The following is a 23,563-nucleotide window of genomic DNA, read 5'->3' as shown; positions in this document are numbered from 1 at the left end:
TGCGGGGGGGTTTTCAGGAGGCGGCCATCGCCTTCCTCAGCTCGTCGGCGGCCTTGCGGTGCACGGAGCCCAGATCCAGGTCCCTGCCGGGGAAGTTGGCGATCTCGACCTGCTTCGCACCGGAGTCGGGGAGCACGGTCCCGGTCGACATATGGGCGTTGTCCAGCACCAGTCCGGGCTTCTTCGCGGAGAGTTCGGCGAGCTGTCCCGGGGTCACGGCCTCGGGGCCGTAGGTGCCGACCACCCGGGCGCCCGCCATCTTCGCCGCCCACGCGGTGAAGACCTGGGAGACGACGGCCGGGCTCCGGCCGCCGGGCCAGGCCGCCTTGAGCTCCTTCACCAGGCGGTCGTGACCGGTGCCGAAGTCGGTGTTCCACTTCGCCGCGGCGTCCGAGGTGCCGAAGAGCCCGCCCAGCCGGTTGACCTCGGCGGTGATGTTCCCGGCGTCGTTGTCGAGTTTGACCTCCACGAGCTTCGCCGATGAACCGGCCGCCTCCTTGATCTTCTCCGCGTACGGTTCGAACGGGGCGTACAGCACGAAGTCCGCCTTGGCCACGGCCGCCAGATCGGACGGCTTGGGGTCGTAGTCGGGGGCGTGGCCCACGGACGACGGGACGATCACCGTGATGTCCTCGGCACCCGCCGCCTTGGCGAACGCGCCCTCCCAGGTGGTGGTGGCGACCACCACGGGCTTGTCCTTCCCGCCGTGGTCCCCGCCGTGCCCGCTGTCGTGCCCGTCGCCGGAGGAGCCGTTGGTGGTGTCGCCTCCGCAGGCCGCGGTCAGCAGCAGCGCCGCGGTCAGTGCGAGGAGGGAAGGGATGCGGCCGGGGGGACGTGCCATGAGCTGATTCTCCGTTCGGGGATGAGATGGACGGCGAGGACGACCGCCCCCGCCGTCAGGACGAGGACGGGACCGGGCGGCCAGTCCAGCCAGAGGGCGAGCAGGAATCCGGTCGCGTTGACGGCGATCCCGATCCCGACGGCCCAGAGGGTGATGGATCGCAGGGAGGAGCCGAGACGGCGCGCGGCCAGCGCGGGCAGCAGCGTCAGGGCGTCCACCAGGAGCGCTCCGGTCAGCTTGATGGCCCCGGCGACGGCGACCGCGACCAGGACGAGAAGGACGAGGGTGAGCGCGCGCACCGGTACGCCGGAGCACTGGGCGAGCTCACGGTCGTACAGCAGCAGGGCGATGTCGCGGCGGCGCCACCACATCAGCGCGGGCAGCACCGCGGCGAGTGCGCCGAGTACGTACAGATCGGCGCTGCCCACCGAGAGGATCGAGCCCCACAGCAGGGCGAAGGCGCCGGAGGCGTTGACCCCGGAGACGGAGAGCAGCAGCAGGGCCCCGGCGATGGCCAGGCTCATCAGCAGCCCCATCGCGCTGGACAGCCCCTGCGGGGTCCGGGCCAGCGGGGCGACCCCCGCACCCGCCAGCGCACAGGCCACCAGGGCGCACAGCATGGGGTCCAGGCCGGTCAGCAGCCCAACCGCGATACCGAGCAGTGCCATGTGCATCATGGCGAACCGCACCGGCATGATGTCGAGGCCGACGATGATCACCCCGATGACGGGGAGTCCGACCGCCGCCAGCAGCAGCGCCAGTCCGGCCCGCTGCACGGGGACCAGCTGGAGGAGTTCGCCCACATCGGCCGCGAGGTTCACCGGATCTCCCGCAGTTCTCCGGCCGCCATCTCCAGTACCCGGTCGCACCGTTCGGCCAGCGACCGGTCATGGGTGACGACCACCAGGGTGACGGGCAGCGCGGTCAGCGCGTCGGCCGCCTCCCGCTGTCCGGCGAAGTCGAGTGCTGCGGTGGGCTCGTCGGCCAGCAGCACCCCGGCGCCGGCCGCGACACAGCCGATCGCCCTCGCGAGATACATGCGCTGCAACTGGCCGCCGGAGAGGGTGTGCAGCGGGCGTCCGGTGAGGGCGCCGACGCCCAGCCGTTCCGCCGCCTCGGCGGCCTCGGGACCGGACGAACCGGAGGCCAGCAGCTCACGGCCGAGGAGCGGGAAGCGCCCGGCGGCCGGTTTCTGCGGAATCCAGGCGCAGGCGCGCCGCCGCCGGGCCCATTCGGCCGGGGAGCGGGCGTCCCGGCCGCCGACCAGGACCGTCCCGGCGGAGTGGGGGTGGAGTCCCAGCAGGGCGCGGAGCAGCGTCGTCTTGCCGGAGCCGTTGGTGCCGGTGAGGGCCACCCGTTCGCCCGCCGCGATCTCCACATCGGCCGCGCGGACCGCCTCGACTCCGCCGTGCCGGCAGGTGACACCCCGCATGTGTATGTCCAGCCCGCCCATGCACATGCCTCATCTCCGCTCGCCCGTATCCGTGCGGAGATAGTCGGACGCGGGGCGCATCGGGTTCCCGGGCGGGATGTTCGGGTTTTCCGGGGAGTACGGAAGCGGCACGGGAGGCGGTCGCGGGGAGGGGCGCTGAGGTGCGCCGGAAGCCGGCCGGCCGGGCGCGGGTCATTCGCTCCGGACGGCCGCCTCCGGGGGATTGGGACAGCCGCAGCGGTCACAGCCGTCCGCGACCGGCGCCGCTCCCGCCGGTTTCAGCAGCGGGTCGATACCCGCCCGCAGGTACTGGAGCAGCGTGGCGTCCGGGACGGCGACCAGTGCCGGGGTGCGGATGGCCGTGCGCAGCAGGGTGGTGCCGAGCAGCCAGGCGGAGAGCAGTTCGGCGCGCAGTTCGGCGTCCGGGCCCTCCAGACGCCCGGCGAAGCGCCCCGAGAAGACCTCGGCGATCTCGTCGCGGAGCCGTCCGACGGCCTCCTCCCGGTCGGAGGAGCGGAGCACCGACAGCACCGGATGCGGCACCTCCGGCTCGCCGGGGGCGTTGGAGACGATGTCGCGGACCCACTCGGCCACCTCCTCCAGCGGCAGCCGGCAGAGCGGTTCGAACATCGCGGTACTCGTCGAGACCGCTTCGAAGAGTGCTTCTTTTGAGCCGAAGTAGCGGTAGACGAGGGCCGCGTCCACACCGGCGTCCCTGGCGATGTCGCGAACGCTGGTGCCGCTGTAGCCGTACCGCCCGAAGCGCAGGGCGGCGGCGTCCGCCAGAGCGGCACGCGTACCCGCCGCACCCTGCTTGCGGGCGGGCGAGGAGGGAATCCCGTCCGGCCCGGGTATGCGCGTTCCGTCCACCTGTCATACCTCCGCTGGCAACCCGTGCCGCGCCTGCTCCCGGCACGGCGCTTCCCTGTCCAAAAGTCATCGAACGTTGTCACCCGTCGTTGACCTCGCGATGAGTCCAACCATACTTTTCCGTAACGGGTGGTGACGCCGCATGCGATCTCCCGCACTTCCCCGCCGGACAACGGTGTCCGGACACTCTCCACGGGGCGCCCGCCCGACAGCCCCCGGAGCCGGCGGCCGGCAACGGCACATCGCGGCCGGTGGCACCGCCACCGGCGCCTCCGCGCCGCTCCCGGCCGTCTCGCGGACCGGCCGCGGGCGCCTCCTCCCCCTCGTGGCAGAGCCGCAAACACACCAGCGGCACAACCCCCGACCGAAAGGCCGTATTCGTGCGGATCCTGATCACCACCCTCGGCAGCCCCTCACACGGACGCGCCCAACTGCCCCTCGCACGAGCCCTCGCCGCGGCGGGCCACGAGGTCGTGGCGGCCACCACCCCGCCCGTCGCCCCGGTCTTCGAGCGGGACGACGTGCGGGTGGTGAGCTGTATCGACGACGTACTCCCTGGCTACCACGTCATGGCCAGGCTCAGGGAGATCTCCGAGGATCCCGCCCTGGACGACGAACAGCGGCAGACCGGGCTGATGAACGCCATGTCGGAGTCCATGACGGGGGCGATGGCCGAGGAGCTCCTCGGCGCGTTACTCCCCCTGGCGCGGGACTTCCGGCCCGATGTCGTCCTTCGCGACGGCATGGACATGGGCAGCGTCCTGATCGGCGAACTGCTCGGCGTCCCGCAGCTCCCGACCCCCTCCGGGTCCAGCAACTCCTTCGACCCGGCCACGCTGCTGCCGGGCCTCAACACCCTGCGGGAGGCCCGCGGTCTGCCCGTGCGGGAGGACCCGTTGTCGATCATCCCGTACGGAAGGATCGACTACGTCCCGCAGGACTACTCCTTCGCCAGGCATCTGCCGCACTCCTGGGCCTACCGGCAGACGGTCGATGTGGACCGGGGCCATGTCCTGCCGGAGTGGATCGCGGACCTGCCCACCGACCGGCCGCTGGTCTTCGCCGCCACGGGCACCGCGCTGCCCCTGCTCCACGAGAAGCTCGGCACCGGTGCCGGCACCGACGCGGTGCGGGCGCTCGGCATGCCCGACCCGGCCGAGACCCTGCGGTCGATCATCGCGGCGGTGTCCCGGCTGGAGGAGTGCACCGTCATCGTGGCGACCATGGGAATCCCGGCCGACACCGGCGGGCTGCCTCCGCATGTCCACACCGCCGAGCGGCTGCCGCAGCCGCTGCTGCTGGAGTCCGTCGATCTGTTTCTGACCCATGGCGGGTTCAACAGCATCCGGGAGTCGCTGCGCACCGCCACCCCGATGGCCGTCCTGCCGCAATTCGGCGACCAGCACCCCAACGCGGTCCGCGTGGAGGAACTCGGCATCGGCCGGAGGGTGACCGACACCGGGCCGGACGGGATCGCGGCCGTCTGCCGTGAGGTGCTGGCCGACCCCGGGATCGGTGCGCGGGCCCGCCGGGCGCGGCTGGCGATGCTGGCCCTGCCGGACATCGAGAGCGCCGTCGCGGACCTGGAGAAACTCGCCGGATAGCCCGGCCGGCGCGGGGCGGTGGCCGGGGGCATCGGCCGTGGGGCGCGCGATCCCATCCGCCCCCGTACCGCATCGCGCCACAGCACATCGCACCAGGCCGTCCATGAGTGAAGGAGACGCATGACGTCCTCGGACGCCACCGCGCACGGCACGGCGGGCGGCCCGCCCGGCGGGCCCGCGCACCGATCCCGGGTCCGGCTGACGCACCGGCAGATCGTCTCCGTGCTCTCCGGTCTGATGCTCGGGATGTTCCTCGCGGCGCTCGACCAGATGGTGGTCTCCTCCGCCCTGCGGACCATCGCCGACGATCTGCGCGGGCTGACCGCGCAGGCATGGGTGACGACCGCGTATCTGGTGACCGGGACCATCGCCACCCCGCTGTACGGGAAGCTCTCCGACATCCACGGCCGCCGCCCGGTCTATCTGGCCGCGATCGTGCTGTTCGCGGCGGGGTCCCTGCTCTGCGGTTTCGCCGGCTCGATCCATCAGCTCGCGGCCTTCCGCGCGGTGCAGGGGCTCGGCGGCGGCGGGCTGATGTCCCTCGCCATGACGATCATCGCCGACATCACCTCACCGCGTGAGCGCGGCCGGTACCAGGGGTACATCACCGCGGTCTTCGCCGGCTCCAGTGTCATCGGCCCCCTGGTGGGCGGTGTGTTCGCGGAGCGCGCCACCCTGCTCGGGATCGACGGCTGGCGCTGGATCTTCCTGGTGAACGTACCGCTGGCGGCCCTGGCCGTGGTGGTGATCCTGCGGGTGCTGCACATACCCCACCAGCCCGTGCGGCACCGGCTGGACTACGGCGGCGCGGCGGCGCTGGCCATCGGCGCGGTCCCCCTGCTCATCATCGCCGAGCAGGGCCGGAGCTGGGGCTGGTCCTCCGGCCGGGCGCTGCTGCTGTACGCCGTGGGGGTGGCGGGACTGGCCGCCTTCGTCCTGGTGGAGCGGCGGATGGGGGATGCCGCGCTGCTGCCGATACGGCTCTTCCGTATCAGGGCGTTCCGGCTGGGGGCGCTGCTGCACTTCGTCGTCGGGATCGGCATGTTCGGCGCGATGCTGCTGCTCCCGCTCCATCTCCAACTGGTCCGGGGCATGACCCCGATGGCGGCGGGCCTCGCCACGCTGCCCACGGTGGTGGCGAATGTGACCGTGACGCTGGTGGTCGGACGGCTGATGTCACGGACGGGGAAGTTCAAGGTCCATCTGGTGGCGGGGATCGGGTCGCTCACCGCGGCGATGGCGGTCTTCGCGACGCTCCGGGTGGACAGCCCGCTCTGGTACGTCGGTGTCGGCATGGTCTTCATGGGGGCGGGGCTGGGCGCCGCGATGCAGACGATCACGACCCTCGCGCAGTCCGATGTGCCGCAGCGGGACATGGGGGCGGCGACCGCGTCGGTGAACTTCTTCCGCTCCAACGGCGGCACGGTGGGCACCGCGGCGTTCCTCTCGATCCTCTTCTCGCTGGCGGGTCCCCGGATCGGCGAACTGCTGACCGCCGCCCGTGAGGACCCGTCCTTCCGCCGGCTGGCCGAGGAGCCGGCGAACGCCGGCCCGCTGGCGGATGTCGTACGGCCCGGCGGCGGTCTGGATCTGGAGGACTCGGCCTTTCTCCGCACCATCGACGCGCGGGTCGCGCAGCCCTTCCTGGAGGGTTATGTCAGCGCGATGCAGACCGTCTTCCTCACCGGCACGGCGGTGGCCCTGCTGGCTCTGGTGATCGCCGTGTGGCGGGTGCCGGACACCACGCTCTCCGCCGACTGAGGCGCGGCCCGGCGCGGAACGGCGGCCATCGCGGTGCCGGGCTGCGGGGCTGCCGGGCTGCCGGGCGGCGGGGCTGCGGGAGGGCCGGGCGGCGATGCGGCGAGGGAGACAGGTGGGCAGCGCGGCGGAAACCGATTGCCCCCGCCCGCCCGCGTCCGGATCATGTGCGCATGGACGACACTCCCGGTCTGCTCCCGCCCGCCCTGCCCGCCCTGCGCGCGAAGGCCGCCGGCGCGGGTTTCACCATGTCCTGCGACGACCGCACGGGCGGCCTCCTGGCGGCGCTGGCCGCCGCCCGGCCGGCCGGGCGGATTCTCGAACTCGGCACCGGCGCCGGCGAGGGTTCCGCCTGGCTGCTCGGCGGCATGGACCCGGACTCGCGCCTGATCTCGGTCGAGCTGGACCCCGAGGTGCAGGCGATAGCCCGGGAACACCTGGGCTCCGACCCCCGGGTGACCCTGGTGACCGGGGACGGCGGGAGCTGGCTGGAGCAGTACCGCGGCGAGCCCTTCGACCTGGTCTTCGCGGACACCTGGCCGGGGAAGTTCACCCACCTCGACCGGGCGCTCGAACTGGTGGCCCCCGGCGGCATCTATCTGATCGACGACCTCACGCCCCGGCCGGAGTGGCCCGCGGGGCACGGGGCCGCGGTGGAGCGGCTCTCCGCACGGCTGGCGGACCGCGCGGATTTCCGGTCGGTGCGCATGGCGTGGTCGACCGGCCTGCTCATGGCCGTCCGCTCCGCCGCGTGACGCCCCCTCTCCCGGGGCGGGAACAAGCCCGGATCCGGGCGCGCTGAACCGGGTATGACTTCCGGACACCGCATCACCATCGAGCCGAGCGAAACGCATGTGCGCGTCGTACGGGACGGGCTCACACTCGCCGAGAGCCGGCGGCCCCTCGTCCTGCGCGAGACCGGCTGCCCCGTCCGCTACTACCTGCCGCCGGAGGACGTCCGGAGCGCGCTGCTGACCCGCTCCGACACCCGCACCCACTGTCCCTTCAAGGGCGATGCCGCCTACTGGTCGGTGCCCGGCGCCGACGATCTCGTCTGGGCCTATCCGGACCCGAAGCCGGAGGTCGCCGCGATCAGGGGGCATTTCTGCTTCTACGACACCGAGGTTCTCTGAGCCCGGGGGCGAAAGGGGCCCCCGGCACACATACCGCCGTCGCGGCGGGGCAGACGGATGACATCCCACCCCATTGCGAAGGAGCAGGTCCATGATTGTCGTCGCCATCGTCGCCGTATGTGTGGTTCTGGCCGTGCTCGCCTTCCTCATCCCCCGCTTCTCCCGCCACCCGGAGCGCGGCACCCAGCGCACTCTCGGCCTCGGCTCGCGGGCCGGCTCCAAGGCGCCCGGCATTCTGGGCAGGCTCCTCAGCAAGCCCTTCCAGAGCAGTTCCCGTGCCGTCGGCCGCAGCGGTTCGGCCGGCCGCCGGGCCCGTGGCCGGATGCCCTTCTGATCCCTCACCCCCTCCTCCGGCACGGCATTCCCCCGGCACATCCCCGGCGCGGCGAGTTCGCCCCGGGGCTGTGCCGAGCCGTTTTCCGAGCCGGCCGGGACGGCACACATCGAGCAGCGAAGTCTGACAGTATGTCCGGATGTTCGAATTCGGTGTGGCCGGGTACGAGCCCGAGTGGCTGAGCGGCGGAAATGACATCGCCCGACGTCACGGAGGCCGTCTGCGCGCCCTGGCCGGCCGTGTTCTGACAAGGGTCTGGCTGGTCTGGGACGTGCGGGGCGGCGAATGGTTCCGCGACGGTCCGGTCCTCTTCGACTTCGCGGGCGAACAGGTCGAGATCGTCCACCGGGCCTTCGACGACATCTCCCTCAGCTGGAACACGATCGACCCCGGCCGTCCGGTCCACTGGCCGGATTTCGATCTGGAGTGGCGCCCGGAGCCGCTGGCGGAACTGCGCCCCCTGCCGGGCAGACGCCTCACGGAGGCCGGGCTCCTCGAATGGACCGGCACCGACGCCGCGCGGGGAAGCGTCTCCGTGAGCTTCGTCCTCGCCGGCGACCGGGTCACCGTCTTCAACGCCCTCGACGAGAACGGCCTGCACTTCGGCCCGCCCCATCCGCTGGAACGACCGCACGGACTCGGCTGAGCACGCCGGCCGCGCACCCGGCCGGAGAACGGCGGGCGCGCCGTGCCGCCGGCCCCGCGCCGCGGGCCGCCCCGGGGTTTCCGTGGTCATCGACACCTCGGGGTCGGTCGCCGACACCGAACCGGTCAGCGCGCTCCCGGAGGTCGCCGCCATCTCCCGCGCGGTGGGCGGCCGCCGGGATCTCGTCACGGTGATTCCTTGCGACGCGGCGGCCCACACCGTGCGGACGCTCCGCCCGGACGAGGGGATACCGCTGACGGGCGGCGGGGGCACCGATCTGCGCACGGGGTTCAGCAGGGCGCTCCGGACAGCGCCGCGGCCGGATGTCATCGTGGCCCCGACCGACGGGCGGACACCCTGGCCGGGCACGCGTCCGCCGTGCCGGACGGTGGTGGGCCTGTTCGCCCGGCAGCGCACGGCCGCGTCGCGGGAGGACGATCCCGGCCATGTGCCGGACTCGCCGCCCGCCTGGGCACAGGTCGTCGCCATCGGTGAGATGTCCGCCGCCCGCTGAGGAATTCCGGGCGACGCCGCGTGGCGCCCGGTGCGCGCACGGCCCCCGCAACAGGCCGCCGAACCAGGGGATTTGAGACAACCCTCACGGGCCCCCACCTCAACTTAGGGTACCCTAAGTGGATCAACCCCGGCGGCCCGTGGAGGCGGCCGGGCACCCTACCCAGAAGGGCATTGCATGCGTACGCACCTGCCCGATGAAGCCACGGGCAGCACCATCGGCGGCACGGCCGGCGCGGACCCGGCCGTCCTCACCATCCGCCCTCTCGACCCCCTGGCCGACTCCGGACTGGTCCATCAGTGGGTCACCCACCCCAAGGCCGTGTTCTGGATGATGCAGGACGCACGGCTCCAGGACGTCGAACGCGAGTACATGGCGATAGCGGCGCACGAGCACCGCGACGCCTTCATCGGCCTGGCGGACGGCGAGCCCGCCTTCCTGATGGAGCGCTACGACCCGAGACATGTGGATCTGGTGGGTCTCTACTCGCCCGAACCGGGCGATGTCGGGCTGCACTTCCTGGTCGCGCCGACCGACACCCCCGTACACGGCTTCACCCGCGCCGCGATCACCCGCGCGATGACGGAGCTCTTCGCCGACCGGGCGACCCGGCGCGTGGTGGTCGAGCCGGATGTCCGCAACACCGCCGCGCGCCGGATCTTCGAGTACGCCGGCTTCACGGTCACCGAGAGAATCGCCAAGCCGGAGAAGGACGCCTTCCTCTGCGTCTGCCCGCGTGAGCGGTTCGAACAGAGCGCCGCGGGCGGTCCGGCGCCGCGCTGAGCCGGGCGGGCACGCGGGAATCGGTCCCTCGCGCGTGCCCGCTCCCCCCCGCCCCGAAGAGCGCCGGCCCCACGCCGGGCTCAGCCCGCGAACCGGGCCATCCACGCCTCGACCTCGTCCGCCGAGCGGGGCAGCCCCGCCGACAGATTCCGGTGCCCGTCGGCGGTCACCACCAGGTCGTCCTCGATACGGACGCCGATGCCGCGCCACTCCTCGGGCACCGTGAGATCGTCCGGCTGGAAGTACAGGCCGGGCTCGACGGTGAGCACCATGCCCGGCTCCAGCACACCGTCCACGTACTCCTCGTTCCGGGCCTGCGCGCAGTCGTGGACGTCCAGACCGAGCATGTGACCGGTGCCGGCCATGGTGAAGCGGCGCTGGAGGCCGAGATCGTACGCACGCTCCGCCGGTCCCTCGATGAAGCCCCACTCGACCAGCCGGGCCGCGAGCGAGCGCTGGCTCGCCTCGTGGAAGTCGCGGTACGCGGCGCCGGGCCGCACCGCGGCCATGCCGGCCTCCTGCGACTCGTACACCGCGTCGTAGACCTTGCGCTGAATCGGTGTGAAGGTGCCGCTGATCGGAAGGGTGCGGGTGACATCGGCGGTGTAGAGGGTGTGGGTCTCCACTCCGGCGTCGAGCAGCAGCAGATCCCCCGGGCGCACCGGGCCGTCGTTGTCGGTCCAGTGCATGATCGTGGCGTGCTCGCCCGCGGCGCAGATCGAGCCGTAGCCGACGGAATTGCCCTCCAGGCGCGCGCGGCGGAAGAAGGTGCCCTCGATCCACCGCTCGGAGGAGGCGATCGCGCGGGAGAGCTCCGCGATCACATCGGTGAATCCCCGCACGGTGGAGTCCACGGCCTTGCCGAGCTCGGCGATCTCCCACTCGTCCTTGACCAGGCGGAGATCGCTCAGCGCCTCCTCCAGTTCGCCGTCGCGCTCCTCCTCCGTGGTGACGGCGGCCTCCAGGGCCGGGTCCACCCCCCGGACGATCCGGGTCGGCGCGCCGGAGGCGGCGGCCAGATCGGCGGCGGCCGTGCGCACATCACGGCAGGGCAGCCCGAGCACGGCCGCCGACTCGGCGAGGGTGCGGCGCCGGCCCATCCACAGCTCCGCCGTGGGCCCGGTCCAGAACTCGTTGTCGTCCCTGCTGTCCCGGGGGAGCTGGTAACAGTAGGCGTCATGGCCGCCGTCCGCCCGGGGTTCGAGGACGAGGGCGCCGTCCCGCGCCCGGTCACCGGTCATGTGCACATAGCCGGTGTACGGCCGGAAGGGATAGCTGTCGTCGTTCGAGCGGACCTTGAGGTTCCCGGAGGGGATCACGAGGCGCTCGCCGGGGAAGCACGCGGAGAGCGCGGCACGGCGGCGGGCCGCGTACGGGGCCTGCTCCGCGGGCCGCGGATCGTGGCGCTCGGTGTCCGCCCACCCCGTCCGCATCAGCGCGGAGAGCTCCTCGGAGATCCCTGAGTAGAGACCGTTCTTCCGGCCTTTCGCCATGTCGTACACCTTCCCCTGGCGGTTTTCGTGAGCGGCGGGAGCCACCCGGACCGGCCTTCCCGCCGTATGGCCCGGGCTCCCTCGCTGCCACCGGTCGCCGGCGGCCTCCGGACGGTATCCCGCACCCCGTCCGCCGGGTGCCGAGGTGTGCCACTGGCACGGATCGGCCAGACAGCGAGTGCCGGCCGTCGACAATGGGACACATGACGAACGCGAAACTCCGTGAGGCGCTCCGGCTGCTGGGGCTCGACCGGGACGCGGCCCGGGTCTATCAGACCCTCCTGGAACTGGCCCCCGCCCCGCTGAGCGTCATCGCGTCCGCGGCCGGTCTGAGCGGTGCGGAGCTCACGGCGGCGTACGGAGCGCTGGTGGACGCCGGTCTGGCCAGCGCCGCCGAGGAGGGCGCGGACATGGTCGCCCCGGTTCCGCCCGCCGCGGGCCTGGAGATCCTCGCCCGGCACCGGGCGGCCGAGGTGGAGGAGTCGCGGATCGCCGTCGGCGGCGCGTTCGAGTCGTTCCGCCGGCAGCGGCTCGCCGCGTACAACGACGATCTCGTCGAGGTCGTCACCGGCGACACCATCGGCCCCAGGATCCGCCGGGCCTGGGCGAGCGCCCGCGAGCAGATCCGCCAGTTCGAGTCGCCGCCGTACTTCCCCCTGCCCGGCGCCACGGAGGACGCGCTGGCCACGCTGGCGCGCGGGGTGACACAGCGGGTCGTGTACTCGCGGGAGTCGCTGGAGCATCCGGGCCATCTGCGGGATGTGATCGAGCCCTGTGTCCGGGCCGGTGAACAGGCCAGGGTGCTGCCGTCGGTACCGGTCAAGCTGGTGATCATCGACGAGGCGTACGCGCTGGTCTCGCTGTCGATCAGGGAGGCCGATGTGCACAACACCATGCTGGTCGTGCAGCCGTGCGGGCTGCTCTCCGCGCTGATGGCGCTCTTCGAGCAGTCGTGGCGGAACGCCCTGCCCTTCCAGGGGCGCACCACCCGCCCGGGCGGTCTGCCGCCCGCCGACCGGCGGCTGCTGTGGCTGCTGGCGGGCGGTGCGAGTGACGAGGTGATCGCCCGCGAGCTGGGCGTCAGCCGCCGCACGCTGTTCCGGCGGCTCCAGATCCTGATGGCGCGGCTGGGCGCCGCGAACCGCTTTCAGCTCGCTCTCCAGGCCCAGCGCAGCGGCTGGCTGTGAGCCCCGGCACCCCCGCGGCGGAGCGGGAGTGCCGGGGCCCCGGCGGGTCAGACGCGCCAGGCCCACAGGGTGTAGGGCTCGGTGATCTCGCAGGCGTAGTTGTAGAAGACTCCCCTGGCGACCCAGCCGGCGCCGGACTGGAGGCAGGCGCCGAAGGAGGAGTTGCCGCCGTAGCTCACCCACTGACCGGTGGACGCGGGCGCGGGGACGGGGGCGGCCTGTGCGGCCGGAGCGGTCAGAAGTGCGGTCCCCACCAGGGAGACGGCGACGGTCGTGGTGGAAAGCATGGTGCGTATGGACATGGCTGTGCGCTCTCCTTCATCACCGGGAGCACCGGGGTTCATCGCGGCGCCGGCCATGAGCTTCCACGCACTTACGGCACAAATCAACGGGAAGCGCACATTCCGATTGGTCTGGACCAAATAGTGGATGATCTTGCTGTTCACTCCCCCGCGACCACGGGGGACACCGCGCCACCGCGAGCATCTCGTACGCCTCGTACGCCTCGTACGCCTCGTACATCTCGTACACCTTGTACGCCCTACGCCTTGTACACCTCGATCGGCCCCGAACGTTTCGACAGGAGAACCGTGCGCATCGATCTCATCGTCATCCACACCGGGCGGCTCGAAGCCTGCCACGCCTTCTACACCGGCCTCGGGCTGAACTTCGCGCCCGAGCGGCACGGAACCGGGCCCGACCACTGGGCCGCCGTCCTCGGCGACGGGGCCGTGCTGGAGCTCTACCCCGCCGGCGACCGCCCGGCCACCGGCAGGCTGCGTCTCGGACTGACGGCCTCCGGCGGCTCGGCCGCCCCCGGCCGGCATGTGCTGACCGACCCGGACGGGCGGACCGTCGTCCTGACCGTCCCCGGCGAGTCGGCGCCCGCGCACGGCCGGCCCTGACACCGCGCGCCACACGGCCCCCGCCTGCCCGGCCGGGGACCGTGTGGCGCGATCGTTCAAGACACCCCGGGGCCGGCGGCCGTACGGTGCCGTCCGAGCGGGACGGAAGGGGCGGTCATGGAGGAGTACGCGAGTGCCGGACTGGTGGCACTGGTCCAGCGCGCGCTGGCGGTGGAGGGCATCTCCACCGTCGCGCCCAGGAGCGGCGGGGCCCTGCTGCCGTTCCAGGCCAAGCACCGGTTCCTGCGGGATGTGGCCCGCGAACACGGGCTGCTCCCCCTGCTGCGGGCCGGTTCGGCGCTGTCGTCGGACACCTCCGATCCGGCCGTCTCGGCCCTGCTGAGCGCCGTCACTCCGCACGATCTGTTCGAGCGGTGGCAGCGGCTGGAGCGGTTCACCCACTCCCGCCACCGGGTGATGGTCCGGGAGCGCGGCGCGGAACACCTCGTCGCGGAACACGTCGGACCGCCCGGCGCGCCGCCGGATCCCGCCGAGGACGCCCTGGTCCTCGGCGTGCTGACGGCGCTGCTCGCGCTGCGCGGAGTGCGGGACATCCGGGTCGCCGCGGGCCGGGGCGCACCGGTCACCGTGTACTCGGACGGTGTCTTCCTCGCGCCCCCGCCCCCGCGGGACAGCGCTCTGTGGCGGTTCGGCTGGTCGCGGACGCCACTGCCGGCGGATCCCCGGGCGCGCGTCCTCGGCCGGGACGAGATCTCCCGCACGCGACGGCTGCTCGCGGCCGACCCCGCCCGGCGCTGGACCCTCGGCCGGCTCTCCGACGAGCTGGGGATCCCGCCGCGGAGCCTCCAGCGGCGGCTGGCGGACGCGGGAGGGTTCAGCGGGCTGCTGGGGAGAGTGCGCACGGAGACCGCCGCCGAGCTGCTCATGCGCGGCGACCATCCCGTCAGCGTCATCGGCTTCGTCTGCGGCTATGCGGACCAGCCCCATTTCACCCGCCACTTCAAACTCCGGACCGCCATGACACCCGCGGCCTACCGCTCGGCGTTCCGGCGGCCGGCCCCCGGCGCGCGAAGGCTCCTGACACCTGAACCGACGAAGGGTACGACTCCATGAACCTCACCGGCAGAACGGTTCTCGTCACGGGCGGGACCCGCGGCGTCGGCCGGGCGCTGACCCGGCGGCTGACCGGACTCGGCGCGCATGTGGTGGCGGTGGGCCGTGACCCGGACGGGCTCGCCGGTCTCACGGCCGAGTACGGCGACCGGGTCTCGGCCGAGCTGCTGGACCTCTCCGACCCCGGCGCCGTGGACGCCTACAGCGACTCACTTCCCGCCCGTCACCCCGAGGTCTCCGTCGTCATCAACAACGCCGGGGTGCAGAACCTCAGCGATTTCCTGACCACCGACCCGCGCGACCTCCGGCCGGTACTCCGCCGGGAACTGGCGGTCAATCTGGACGCCGTCATCACACTCTCCACCGGCCTGCTCCCCCACCTCAGCCGCCGGCCGTCGGCCGCGATCGTGAACATCGGCAGCGGTCTGGCCCTCATACCCAAGGCATCGGCGCCGGTGTACTGCGCCGCCAAGTCGGCGGTGCGGACCTTCACCCGGGCCCTGCGCTACCAGTGCGAGGCGAGTGCGCCCCATGTCCGGGTGATTGATGTGACCCTCCCGCTCGTCGACACCGACATGACCGCGGGCCGGGGCCGGGGCAAGATCAGCGCGGCCGAGGCGGCGCGGGCGGTGGTCGAGGGCATCCGGCACGACCGGACGGAGATCAATGTCGGCAAGGCCCGCCTGCTGCCCGCCCTGATGCGGGTCGCCCCGTCCGTCGGCTACCGCGCGCTGCGCCATGGCTGACGCCCCGCACCCCGCTCCCGGCGGTCCCACCACCCGCGCCGGCCGCGTTCTGGTACGGCTCGACCGGGCCGCGCACCGGCCGTGGTTCCTTCCGGCGCTCGCCGTCTTCCCGTTCAGCGACTACGCGCTGCCGGTCCTGCCCAACCAGATGATCCTGGTGGGGGCATCGGCGCTGCACCCCCGGCGCAGCCGGATGATCGCGCTGACCTTCGTCATCGCCTCGGCCCTGGGCGCGTTCACGGTGGCGACGGCCGTACAGCTGGCCGGGCCCTGGCTGCTGGAGACCGTCGGCGGGCTCGTTCCCGGCCGTGACGAGCTCCGCGAGGCCGGCGGCTTCGTATCGCGGAACGGAGTCGGGGCGCTCGCGCTTCTCGCGCTGCTGCCCTGGACGCCCCGGGTCGGCGTGCTGGTGTGCGCGCTGGCCGGTGTGCCGCCCTGGTCGGTCGCCCTGGCCGTACTGATCGGGCGTCCGCTGCCCGTGACGCTTCTCGCCGTCGCCGGGGCCCGGGCGCCTCGTCTGCTGCGCCGCTCCCGGCGGGCCGAACGGCTGCTGGCGGAGGTTCTGGCGCGGCGCCCGGCGGCCGAATCACCCCTTCCGGGGGAGCCGCACCGCTGACGTCCACCCGGTGCCGGTGCGGCTCACCGCGCCGCCGCCTGTCCAGGACCCGTCCCACATCCTGGACAGGCAAACACTTGCGGCGAATATTAGGTAACCCTTACCGTACACATTCACACCACTCAGGGCCCGGCCGTCGCACCGGCCGGCCCGCGGCGAGCGCTTCACCGACGCAGCCTGGCCGTCCGCTGCCGGAATTCTCGCTGACGGGACCCACGTGAATCACTCCCCCCTCGGTCTGTACAACCCTGCCCGCGATCACAGCGACTGCGGTGTCGGCTTCATCACCCGCCTCGACGGGACGCCGAGCCACGACGTCATCCGCAAGGGCGACGAGGCTCTCCGCACCATCCCGCACCGGGGCGGCAAGTCCGCCGAGGGAGTCGGCGACGGCGCGGGCGTGAGTGTCGACCTGTCGGTGGAGTTCTTCGGCGCGATCACCGGCGAGAAGCTGCGCGCCGGGCACTTCGGCGTCGCGAACTGCTTCGTGCCGGCCGGCGACCGCCGCGACGGCGCGGTGGATCTCGTCGGCCGGAGCATCGCCGAGCAGGGCTTCGAGGTACTGCTGGTCCGTGACGTCCCGGTCGATCACACCGTCGCCCGCCCCGCCGCCGAGCGGCACCAGCTCCCCATCGTGCAGTGGGTGTTCCGGGCGCCGGGAAGCCTCGGTCGCGGCGAGGTCGACGAGGCCGCCAACCGCGCGCTGCTCGCCGTCGAGGCCGCCGCCTACGCGGATGAGCGGTACGCCGGGCTGTACCCGCTCTCGCTGAGCGCCCGGACCCAGGTCCTCAAGGGGCGGCTCAACTCCGGCGAGGTCATCGGATACTTCCGCGACCTCGGCGACCCGCGGCACTCGGTCCGGTCCCTGTACTTCCACACCCGGTTCTCCACGAACACCGAGCCGCACCCGACCATGGCACAGCCGTTCCGGCTGATGGCGCACAACGGCGAGCTCAACACCGACCGCAAGAACCGGCTCTCCGACGAGGCGCTCGCCCGCGCCCGCACCAGGAGCATCGTCCGCCCGCCGGGCCAGTCGGACTCCAGCCGGCTCGACCAGACCCTGCAGAGCCGGGTCTTCGACGACGGCCTGGACATCGTCGAGGCGGTCGTGTCACTCATGCCGCCCGCGTGGGAGAACGACAGCACACTGCCCCCCGTCGTGCGGGACATGCTGGAGTACTTCTCGCTGTACGAGGAGAAGAACGACGGCCCGGCGGCGGTGATCTTCAGTGACGGGGATGTCGTCGGCGCCCGGCTCGACCGGCTCGGCCTGCGCCCGCTCCGCACGGTCGAGACCTCCGAGTACCTCATGGTGGCGTCGGAGGCCGGCCAGGTCGCCTTCCCCGACGACGAGGTCGTGCACCGGGGCCGTATCGAGGCCGGCGGCATGCTCGTCGTCGACCACCGCACCGGCCGCCGGATGCGCACCCGCGAGGTGCTCGAATCGCTGGCCGCGCGGCGCCCGTACTCCGAGCTGCTGAGCGAGGCCCGGGTGCACCTCGACGATCTGCCGGCCCCCGGCTACGAGCGCGGCACGAACACCCTCGGATACGACGGCGACCTCACGCTCGCCGGGCGGTACGTGGCGTACTCGCTGAACCAGGAGAGCTTCCGGTTCATGCTCGACCCGATGCTCGCCACCGGGTCGGAGCGGATCTCGGCGATGGGTTACGGCAATGCCATCAACGCGCTCAGCGACACCGAGGGCGGTATGGCGAAGTACTTCTCGCAGCGCTTCGCCCAGGTGACCAACCCGCCGCTCGACAGCATCCGCGAGGCCGACGGCATGAGCATGCGGGTCGCCCTCGGCCCCAAGCCCGACGGCACCGGCAGCGGAACCGGCGCGACGGGCGGCCGGCAGCTCGTGCTCTCCTCCCCCGTCCTCGGACACCTCGACATGGTCCGGCTGCGCGATCAGACGATCGTGCCGCTGGAGCGGTTCGCCATGCTCTACGTCCCGGTGCCCGGCGACGAGACCGCGAACGCCGACGCCCTCCGGTCCGCGCTCGGCCGGCTCTGCGACGAGGTGGAGCGGTTCGCCGGCGAGCGGGGCGGTATCGCGCTCCTCAGCGACCGGGCGATCTCCTCGGAACACGCGCCGCTGCCGGTGATCCACGCCGTCGCGGCGGTGAACCAGCGCCTCATCGAGACCGGGCTGCGGCTGCGCGTCTCGATCGTGGCGGAGAGCGGCCAGCTGGCCTCCTCGCACCATGTCGCCACCGCGCTCGGCTTCGGCGCCTCGGCCGTCTACAGCCTCAGCGCGCGGCTGCGCGCCGAGGAGAAGCACCCGAGCGCGCCCGCGCCCGCGGGCGAGATCACCGAGACCGACCGGGCGCTCGCGAGATTCCGCAAGGCCGCCGAGAAGTCACTCGCCAAGACCATGGGACGGGTCGGACTCTGCACCGCCGAGAGCTATATCGGCGGCGAGTTCTTCGAACCGAACTATCTCGACACCCGCGACGATGTGTTCGCGCGGATCTTCCCGCACATGGACGCCCCGGTGGGCGGTGTCGGATTCGCCCGTATCGCCCAGGCCGCCACCGAGTGGCACGAGCGGGCCCGCACAGTCGAGTCGGAGCAGCAGATCCCGCTGCTCGGGCTCTTCAAGGAGCGGTCGGACGGCGCCGGGCACTCGTTCGGCATCACGGCCGTGCGCGGCTTCGGCGACATGACCGAGGAGCGGCCGGAGTTCGCCCGGCCGGACGACTCCGACGCGCTCCGTCTGCTCACCCTCGGCCGGCTCGGCGACGCGTTCGGCATCACCGACGCGGCGTACCGGAACACCGGGTACGACGCCCTCGGCGACGCCGAGATCGACGCGTTCCGGATCACCCCCGGATACCGCGCCTTTCTGCGCACGACACATCAGGAACGCCTCCGCCGCCCGTCCGCGCTTCGCGATGTGCTCGCGCTGCCCGCGGATGTCACGGGGCTGCGCACCCCGGAGGACTTCGCCCGGGAGCTCGGCCGGTTCTCCACCACCGGCAACGCGAGTGTCATGGTCCGGGGGGTGACCGTGTCGGTCGCCGATCCGGCGGCGGACGCGGACTCGGTGACGGCCCGTCTGTGCCTCGCCCCCACCGGCTCCGGCGGCCCCGCCGAACACACCGCGCCCGACGCGTCCGACGCGTCCGCACAGCACACCGCGCCCGACCTCGCCGAACGGCACACCGCACTCGACGCCACCGCGCGGCACACCGCACTCGCCGATGGACTGGCCCTCTCGCACCCCGGCGAGGTCGAGACCCTGACCGCCGACGCCGGCGGTGTCGTCGTCACCGCGCGCGGCACCGCCGCGCGGCTGCTCACCCTCCTCACGAGCGCGCCCGAGAGCCTTCCGCTCGACCGGGTGCAGCCCGCGCACGAGATCACCCCCGCCCTCGCCTCCGGCGCGATGAGCCACGGCGCGCTGGTGGCGACCGCGCACGAGGCCGTCGCGCACGGCGCGAACATGGTCGGCGCCATGTCCAACAGCGGTGAGGGCGGCGAACACCACTCCCGGTACGGCACCATCCGCGGCTCCCGGATCAAGCAGTTCGCGTCGGGCAGGTTCGGGATCTGGGCGGGCTATCTCGCCGACCCGATGCTCGAAGAGCTCGAAATCAAGATCGGCCAGGGTGCGAAGCCGGGCGAGGGCGGTCAGCTCCCCGCGCCGAAGGTCACGGTCGACATCGCCGCGGCGCGCGGCGGCACCCCGGGCATCGAGCTCATCTCGCCCCCGCCGCACCACGACACCTACTCGATCGAGGATCTCGCACAGCTCATCCACGACTGCAAGGCCGCGCGGGTGCGGGTCATCGTGAAACTGGTGTCCTCGGAGGGCATCGGCACCATCGCGGTCGGCGTCGCCAAGGCCGGTGCCGATGTGATCAACGTCGCCGGGAACACCGGCGGCACCGGCGCGGCGGCCGTCACCAGCCTCAAGTACGCGGGACGGTCGGCGGAGATCGGCGTCGCCGAGGTGCATCAGGCACTCGTCGCCAACGGGCTCCGGCAGAAGGTCGTCCTGCGCTGTTCCGGCGCGCACCAGACCGGCGGCGATGTCGTCACCTCGGCGCTGCTGGGGGCCGACAGCTTCGAGTTCGGCACCACCGCGCTGATGATGCTCGGCTGTGTCATGGCCAAGAACTGCAATGTGAAGTGTCCCGCCGGACTCACCACGAACGCCGAGGCGTTCGAGGGCGACCCGCGCGCGCTGGCGCAGTATCTGCTCAACATCGCGCACGATGTCCGGCAGATCCTCGCCCGCCTCGGGCTGCGGTCGCTGCGCGAGGCCCGGGGACGCACGGACCTGCTCCAGCTGCTCGACCACCCCGCGAGCGTCGGGCGCCTGGATGTGCGCCGTCTGCTGGCGCGCGTACCCGAGAAGACCGTCGCGGACCCGGAGTATCTGGAGAAGGACTTCACCACCGACGACGCCCTCATCGAGCTGGTCCGTGCGGCGCTCGTCGACCGGCGCGAGCCGGCCGTGCTCATCGAGGGCATCCGCCTCGGCAACAGCGACAAGTCGGTCGGCGGTCAGCTCGGCATCGATGTGGAGCGGCTTCTCAACCACGAGCCCGGCGCCGCCGGCTCGGCCGGCGCGCCCGCGATCGTGACCGACGACCGGGGCCGCCGCCGTCTCACCGACGGCGCCGTCCGCATCCGCACCAGCGGCTCGGCCGGCCAGTCCTACGGCGTGTTCTGCAACGACGGCATCACCCTCGAACACACCGGCACCGCGAACGACGGCGTCGGCAAGAGCCAGAGCGGCGGCCGGATCATCGTCCGCGCGCCGGGCGGCGGCAGCACCGAACGCGGCGGCAATGTGCTCATCGGCAACTTCGCGCTGTTCGGCGCGACCGGCGGCCGGACCTTTGTCGAGGGGGAGGCCGGGGACCGGTTCGCCGTGCGCAACTCCGGGGCGACCGCGGTCGTGGAGGGCGTCGGCGACTTCGGCTGCGAGTACATGACCGGCGGCACCGTGCTCAATCTCGGCGGCTTCGGCAAGGGCCTCGGCAATGGCATGAGCGGCGGATTCCTCTACCAGTACGACCCGTCCGGCGAGCTGCCCGGCCGGGTGAGCGCGGACTCGCTCCTGGTGTTCCCGGTGACCGCCACCGAGCACGGCGCCTTCCACGAGGAGGCCGCCCGGCTGCTCCTGGAGTGGCATCTGGAGGCCACCGGTTCCCCGCTCGCGGCCCGGCTGCTGGAGAACTGGGGAACCGAGCGGAACCATGTGTACTGCGGGATGCCCCGGGCACTGCTGCTGTACCAGGACTCCTCGGAGATCCTCGCCGCGGCGACCCGGACCGAGCTCCTCGACGAGCTCGCGACCTCGATCGCGACGGACAAGCTGCGCGCGTTCAAGGTCGACTACCGCGACCGCCGCACCGTGCTCGGCGGCCGTGCCCCGGCACTGAACGACCAGGGCGGCGACGGGATGTTCTCGCTGCTGTCGTCGTACACGATTCTCGGTGTCGCCCAGGATCTCGCGCTCAAGCGGGTGCCCGGCGCGGCCGGTCTGGACGACCCCCGGGTCGCCGAGGCGGTCCGCAATCTCGTCCTCACCGAGGACTTCCTGGTCAAGCAGCGGGTCGTGAAGTACCTGCGCGGCGCTCTGGAGCGGTTCGACGACGACGAGCTCGCCACGCTCATCGCGATCAAGCGGCTCGACGACTACAAACAAGCGCTGCGGCAGCGGAACAACCTGAGTGTGGACGCTCCCGGCACCTATGGCTGGATCCTCCACCAGAACGCGAAGAACGCCGGGCGGGTACGGGCCGCCCGGTTCGACGAACTGCTCGCGACCGCGGCCCTCACGGACATCGCCGGACGCAGCACCCAGCAGGCCCCTACCGAGGCGGTGACCGCATGACACTGATGCCCCCCACCGGATCACTCATCCTGGCCGACGCGCCGTTCTCGGCCGAACAGGAGTCCTGGCTCGCCGGGTTCATCGCCGGCATCGCCGCCGCCGAGAGCCGGCAGTCCGCCGCGGCCGGCACTCCGCCGGTGACCGCCACGGTCGATGTGCTGTTCGGCACCCAGACCGGGACCGCCGAATCCCTCGCGGGCGAGGCCGCCGCCGGGGCCCGCGCGCGCGGCCTCGGCGCGAATGTCACGGCGCTCGACGACATCACGCCCGAGCGGCTCGCCGCCATGTCCCATCTGCTCGTGGTCACCTCGACCTACGGCGAGGGCGAGATGCCCGACAACGCCGGACTGTTCTGGGAGGCGCTCCAGGCCGAGGGGGCGCCCCGGCTGGAGGGTCTGCGCTATGCGGTCCTCGGGCTCGGTGACCGGGGGTACGACGACTTCTGCCAGGCCGCGAAAGTGATCGACACGCACTTGGAGCAGCTCGGCGCGGTCCGGCTGCTCGACCGCGTCGACTGCGATGTGGACTTCGAGGAGCCCGCCGCCGCGTGGACCGCCGCGGTGGTGGACCGGCTGGCCGCCGAGACCGGCGTACCGGCCGCGAACACCGCACCGGCAGCCGCTGCGGCCCCGGCCGGCGCGCCCGCCGGCCGCTCCCCCTGGAACAGGCGGAACCCCTATCCGTCGCGGCTCGCGGTGAACAGACTGCTCTCCTCGCCGGACAGCGCCAAGGAGATCCGCCACTACGAGTTCGACCTCGGCGACAGCGGCATCACCTACACGGCCGGTGACGCGCTCGCCGTCACACCGGTGAACGACGACGCGCTCGTCGGCCTGCTGCTGACGCATCTCGGCGCGAGCGGCGAGGAGGACATCGACGGCCGGCCGCTCGCCGAGGTGCTGCGCACCGGGCGCGAGATCCGCACCCCGTCGAAGGAACTGGTGGCCGACCTGGTCGAGCGGGCGCCGTCGAGCGAACTCGCCGCGGTGGTCGCGCACGGCGACCGGTCCGACCTGGACTCCTGGCTCTGGGGCCGGGACGTGCTCGACCTGCTGCGGGACGCCGGTTCCGCCGCGCCGGGCGCCGGCGAACTGCTGCCGTTCCTCCGGCCGCTCCAGGCACGGCAGTACTCGATCTCGTCGAGCCCGCTCGCGCACCCGGACCGCGTCCACCTCACCGTCGCGTCCATCCGGTACACCGCCGGAAACCGCCGGTACGAGGGTGTCGCGTCGACCCATCTCGCGGACCGGGTCGGCGAGGGCACGTCCGCCGGCGTCCACCTCCAGCCGAACGCCGCCTTCGGCATCCCGGCCGACGACGGCGTCCCCATGATCATGATCGGCCCGGGCACCGGTATCGCCCCCTTCCGCGGCTTCCTGCACGAACGCGCCGCGCGGGGCGCCTCCGGTGACAACTGGCTGTTCTTCGGCGACCAGCACCGCAAGACGGACTTCGTGTACGAGGACGAGCTCACCCTGCTGCGGGAGCGGGGCGTACTGACCCGGCTCGACCTCGCCTTCTCACGCGACCAGGCCGAGAAGATCTATGTCCAGACCCGGATGCGCGAGCGGTCGCGCGAGCTGTACGGGTGGCTGGAGGAGGGCGCGCATGTGTATGTCTGCGGCGACGCCTCCCGGATGGCGAAGGATGTCGAGGCGGCACTGCTGGGTGTGATCGCGGAGCAGCGCGGCCGGGGTGACGAGGACGCCGCGGGGTATCTGGCGGATCTGCGCCGGGCGAAACGCTATGTACGGGATGTGTACTGAG

Annotated in this window: 20 protein-coding genes and 1 pseudogene; 15 read left to right on the top strand and 6 right to left on the bottom strand. The window is 72.4% G+C overall.

The features are described 5' to 3' along the window. Positions 1-13: 13 nt before the first annotated feature. The 4 genes from AAFN69_RS08300 to AAFN69_RS08285 form a co-directional block, all read right to left on the bottom strand. Positions 14-841 carry a zinc ABC transporter substrate-binding protein gene (locus AAFN69_RS08300; RefSeq protein WP_347727680.1) on the bottom strand — a complete coding sequence of 276 codons (828 nt, stop codon included), beginning with the start codon at positions 839-841 and terminating at the stop codon, positions 14-16. Continuing rightward, a complete protein-coding gene (locus AAFN69_RS08295; protein WP_347727679.1) occupies positions 799-1,662 on the bottom strand; it encodes a metal ABC transporter permease in 864 nt (287 codons plus the stop codon). Before AAFN69_RS08295 ends, AAFN69_RS08300 begins: the two co-directional genes overlap by 43 nt. After that, complete coding sequence (locus tag AAFN69_RS08290; RefSeq protein WP_347727678.1) at positions 1,659-2,294, bottom strand: ABC transporter ATP-binding protein; 636 nt, start codon at positions 2,292-2,294, stop codon at positions 1,659-1,661. Before AAFN69_RS08290 ends, AAFN69_RS08295 begins: the two co-directional genes overlap by 4 nt. Positions 2,295-2,465: 171 nt before the next feature. Then, positions 2,466-3,143 carry a TetR/AcrR family transcriptional regulator gene (locus AAFN69_RS08285; RefSeq protein ID WP_347727677.1) on the bottom strand — a complete coding sequence of 226 codons (678 nt, stop codon included), beginning with the start codon at positions 3,141-3,143 and terminating at the stop codon, positions 2,466-2,468. Between the two features lie 380 nt (positions 3,144-3,523). Here AAFN69_RS08285 and AAFN69_RS08280 point away from each other — a divergent pair, with 380 nt between their 5' ends. From AAFN69_RS08280 to AAFN69_RS08245, 8 genes and pseudogenes are all read left to right on the top strand, one after another. Beyond that, positions 3,524-4,747, top strand: coding sequence for a glycosyltransferase (locus AAFN69_RS08280; protein WP_347727676.1), 1,224 nt, complete (start codon positions 3,524-3,526; stop codon positions 4,745-4,747). A 120-nt stretch (positions 4,748-4,867) separates the two neighbouring features. After that, positions 4,868-6,508: an MDR family MFS transporter gene (locus AAFN69_RS08275; RefSeq protein WP_347727675.1), complete on the top strand. Its 1,641-nt coding sequence runs from the start codon at positions 4,868-4,870 to the stop codon at positions 6,506-6,508. A gap of 170 nt (positions 6,509-6,678) precedes the next feature. Further along, positions 6,679-7,260, top strand: a complete 582-nt coding sequence (locus tag AAFN69_RS08270) for a class I SAM-dependent methyltransferase (protein ID WP_347727674.1) — start codon at positions 6,679-6,681, stop codon at positions 7,258-7,260. Positions 7,261-7,314: 54 nt separating this feature from the next. Then, positions 7,315-7,638 (top strand): DUF427 domain-containing protein, encoded by a 324-nt coding sequence (locus AAFN69_RS08265; protein WP_347727673.1) that lies wholly within the window; start codon positions 7,315-7,317, stop codon positions 7,636-7,638. Between the two features lie 91 nt (positions 7,639-7,729). Continuing rightward, positions 7,730-7,972, top strand: a complete 243-nt coding sequence (locus tag AAFN69_RS08260; RefSeq protein WP_347727672.1) for a DUF6411 family protein — start codon at positions 7,730-7,732, stop codon at positions 7,970-7,972. A gap of 139 nt (positions 7,973-8,111) precedes the next feature. Further along, the gene (locus tag AAFN69_RS08255) at positions 8,112-8,618 is read left to right on the top strand and encodes a hypothetical protein (RefSeq protein ID WP_347727671.1); all 507 of its coding nucleotides are present in this window, start codon (positions 8,112-8,114) and stop codon (positions 8,616-8,618) included. Between the two features lie 70 nt (positions 8,619-8,688). Next, positions 8,689-9,132: pseudogene (locus AAFN69_RS08250) on the top strand (VWA-like domain-containing protein); the annotation flags it as partial. A 177-nt stretch (positions 9,133-9,309) separates the two neighbouring features. Then, the gene (locus AAFN69_RS08245) at positions 9,310-9,915 is read left to right on the top strand and encodes a GNAT family N-acetyltransferase (RefSeq protein WP_347727670.1); all 606 of its coding nucleotides are present in this window, start codon (positions 9,310-9,312) and stop codon (positions 9,913-9,915) included. A gap of 80 nt (positions 9,916-9,995) precedes the next feature. Here AAFN69_RS08245 and AAFN69_RS08240 read toward each other — a convergent pair whose 3' ends face one another. Next, positions 9,996-11,408, bottom strand: a complete 1,413-nt coding sequence (locus tag AAFN69_RS08240; protein ID WP_347727669.1) for an aminopeptidase P family protein — start codon at positions 11,406-11,408, stop codon at positions 9,996-9,998. A 203-nt stretch (positions 11,409-11,611) separates the two neighbouring features. Between AAFN69_RS08240 and AAFN69_RS08235 the strand changes: the two genes are divergently transcribed. After that, positions 11,612-12,595 (top strand): LuxR family transcriptional regulator, encoded by a 984-nt coding sequence (locus AAFN69_RS08235; RefSeq protein WP_347727668.1) that lies wholly within the window; start codon positions 11,612-11,614, stop codon positions 12,593-12,595. A 47-nt stretch (positions 12,596-12,642) separates the two neighbouring features. Here the strand turns inward: AAFN69_RS08235 and AAFN69_RS08230 are convergent, their stop codons facing one another. After that, a complete protein-coding gene (locus AAFN69_RS08230) occupies positions 12,643-12,897 on the bottom strand; it encodes a hypothetical protein (RefSeq protein WP_347727667.1) in 255 nt (84 codons plus the stop codon). 288 nt (positions 12,898-13,185) lie between these two features. On the opposite strand from AAFN69_RS08230, the gene AAFN69_RS08225 reads away from it, so the two are divergent. From AAFN69_RS08225 to AAFN69_RS08200, 6 genes are all read left to right on the top strand, one after another. After that, entirely contained in the window at positions 13,186-13,500 is a 315-nt protein-coding gene (locus AAFN69_RS08225) for a VOC family protein (RefSeq protein WP_347727666.1), read from the top strand. Positions 13,501-13,617: 117 nt separating this feature from the next. Continuing rightward, entirely contained in the window at positions 13,618-14,574 is a 957-nt protein-coding gene (locus tag AAFN69_RS08220) for an AraC family transcriptional regulator (protein WP_347727665.1), read from the top strand. Then, a complete protein-coding gene (locus AAFN69_RS08215; RefSeq protein WP_347727664.1) occupies positions 14,571-15,320 on the top strand; it encodes an SDR family NAD(P)-dependent oxidoreductase in 750 nt (249 codons plus the stop codon). Before AAFN69_RS08220 ends, AAFN69_RS08215 begins: the two co-directional genes overlap by 4 nt. Continuing rightward, entirely contained in the window at positions 15,313-15,936 is a 624-nt protein-coding gene (locus tag AAFN69_RS08210) for a hypothetical protein (protein WP_347727663.1), read from the top strand. Before AAFN69_RS08215 ends, AAFN69_RS08210 begins: the two co-directional genes overlap by 8 nt. 217 nt (positions 15,937-16,153) lie before the next feature. Then, complete coding sequence (locus AAFN69_RS08205; RefSeq protein ID WP_347727662.1) at positions 16,154-21,796, top strand: glutamate synthase-related protein; 5,643 nt, start codon at positions 16,154-16,156, stop codon at positions 21,794-21,796. Then, entirely contained in the window at positions 21,793-23,562 is a 1,770-nt protein-coding gene (locus tag AAFN69_RS08200; RefSeq protein ID WP_347727661.1) for a sulfite reductase subunit alpha, read from the top strand. Before AAFN69_RS08205 ends, AAFN69_RS08200 begins: the two co-directional genes overlap by 4 nt. Position 23,563: the final 1 nt, after the last annotated feature.

The sequence above is a fragment of the Streptomyces sp. CAU 1734 genome (genome assembly GCF_039888735.1).
In the GTDB taxonomy this organism is placed as follows: domain Bacteria; phylum Actinomycetota; class Actinomycetes; order Streptomycetales; family Streptomycetaceae; genus Streptomyces.
The sequence above is the reverse complement of the archived record's forward strand: the minus strand, read 5'-3'. Positions and strand labels throughout refer to the sequence as shown.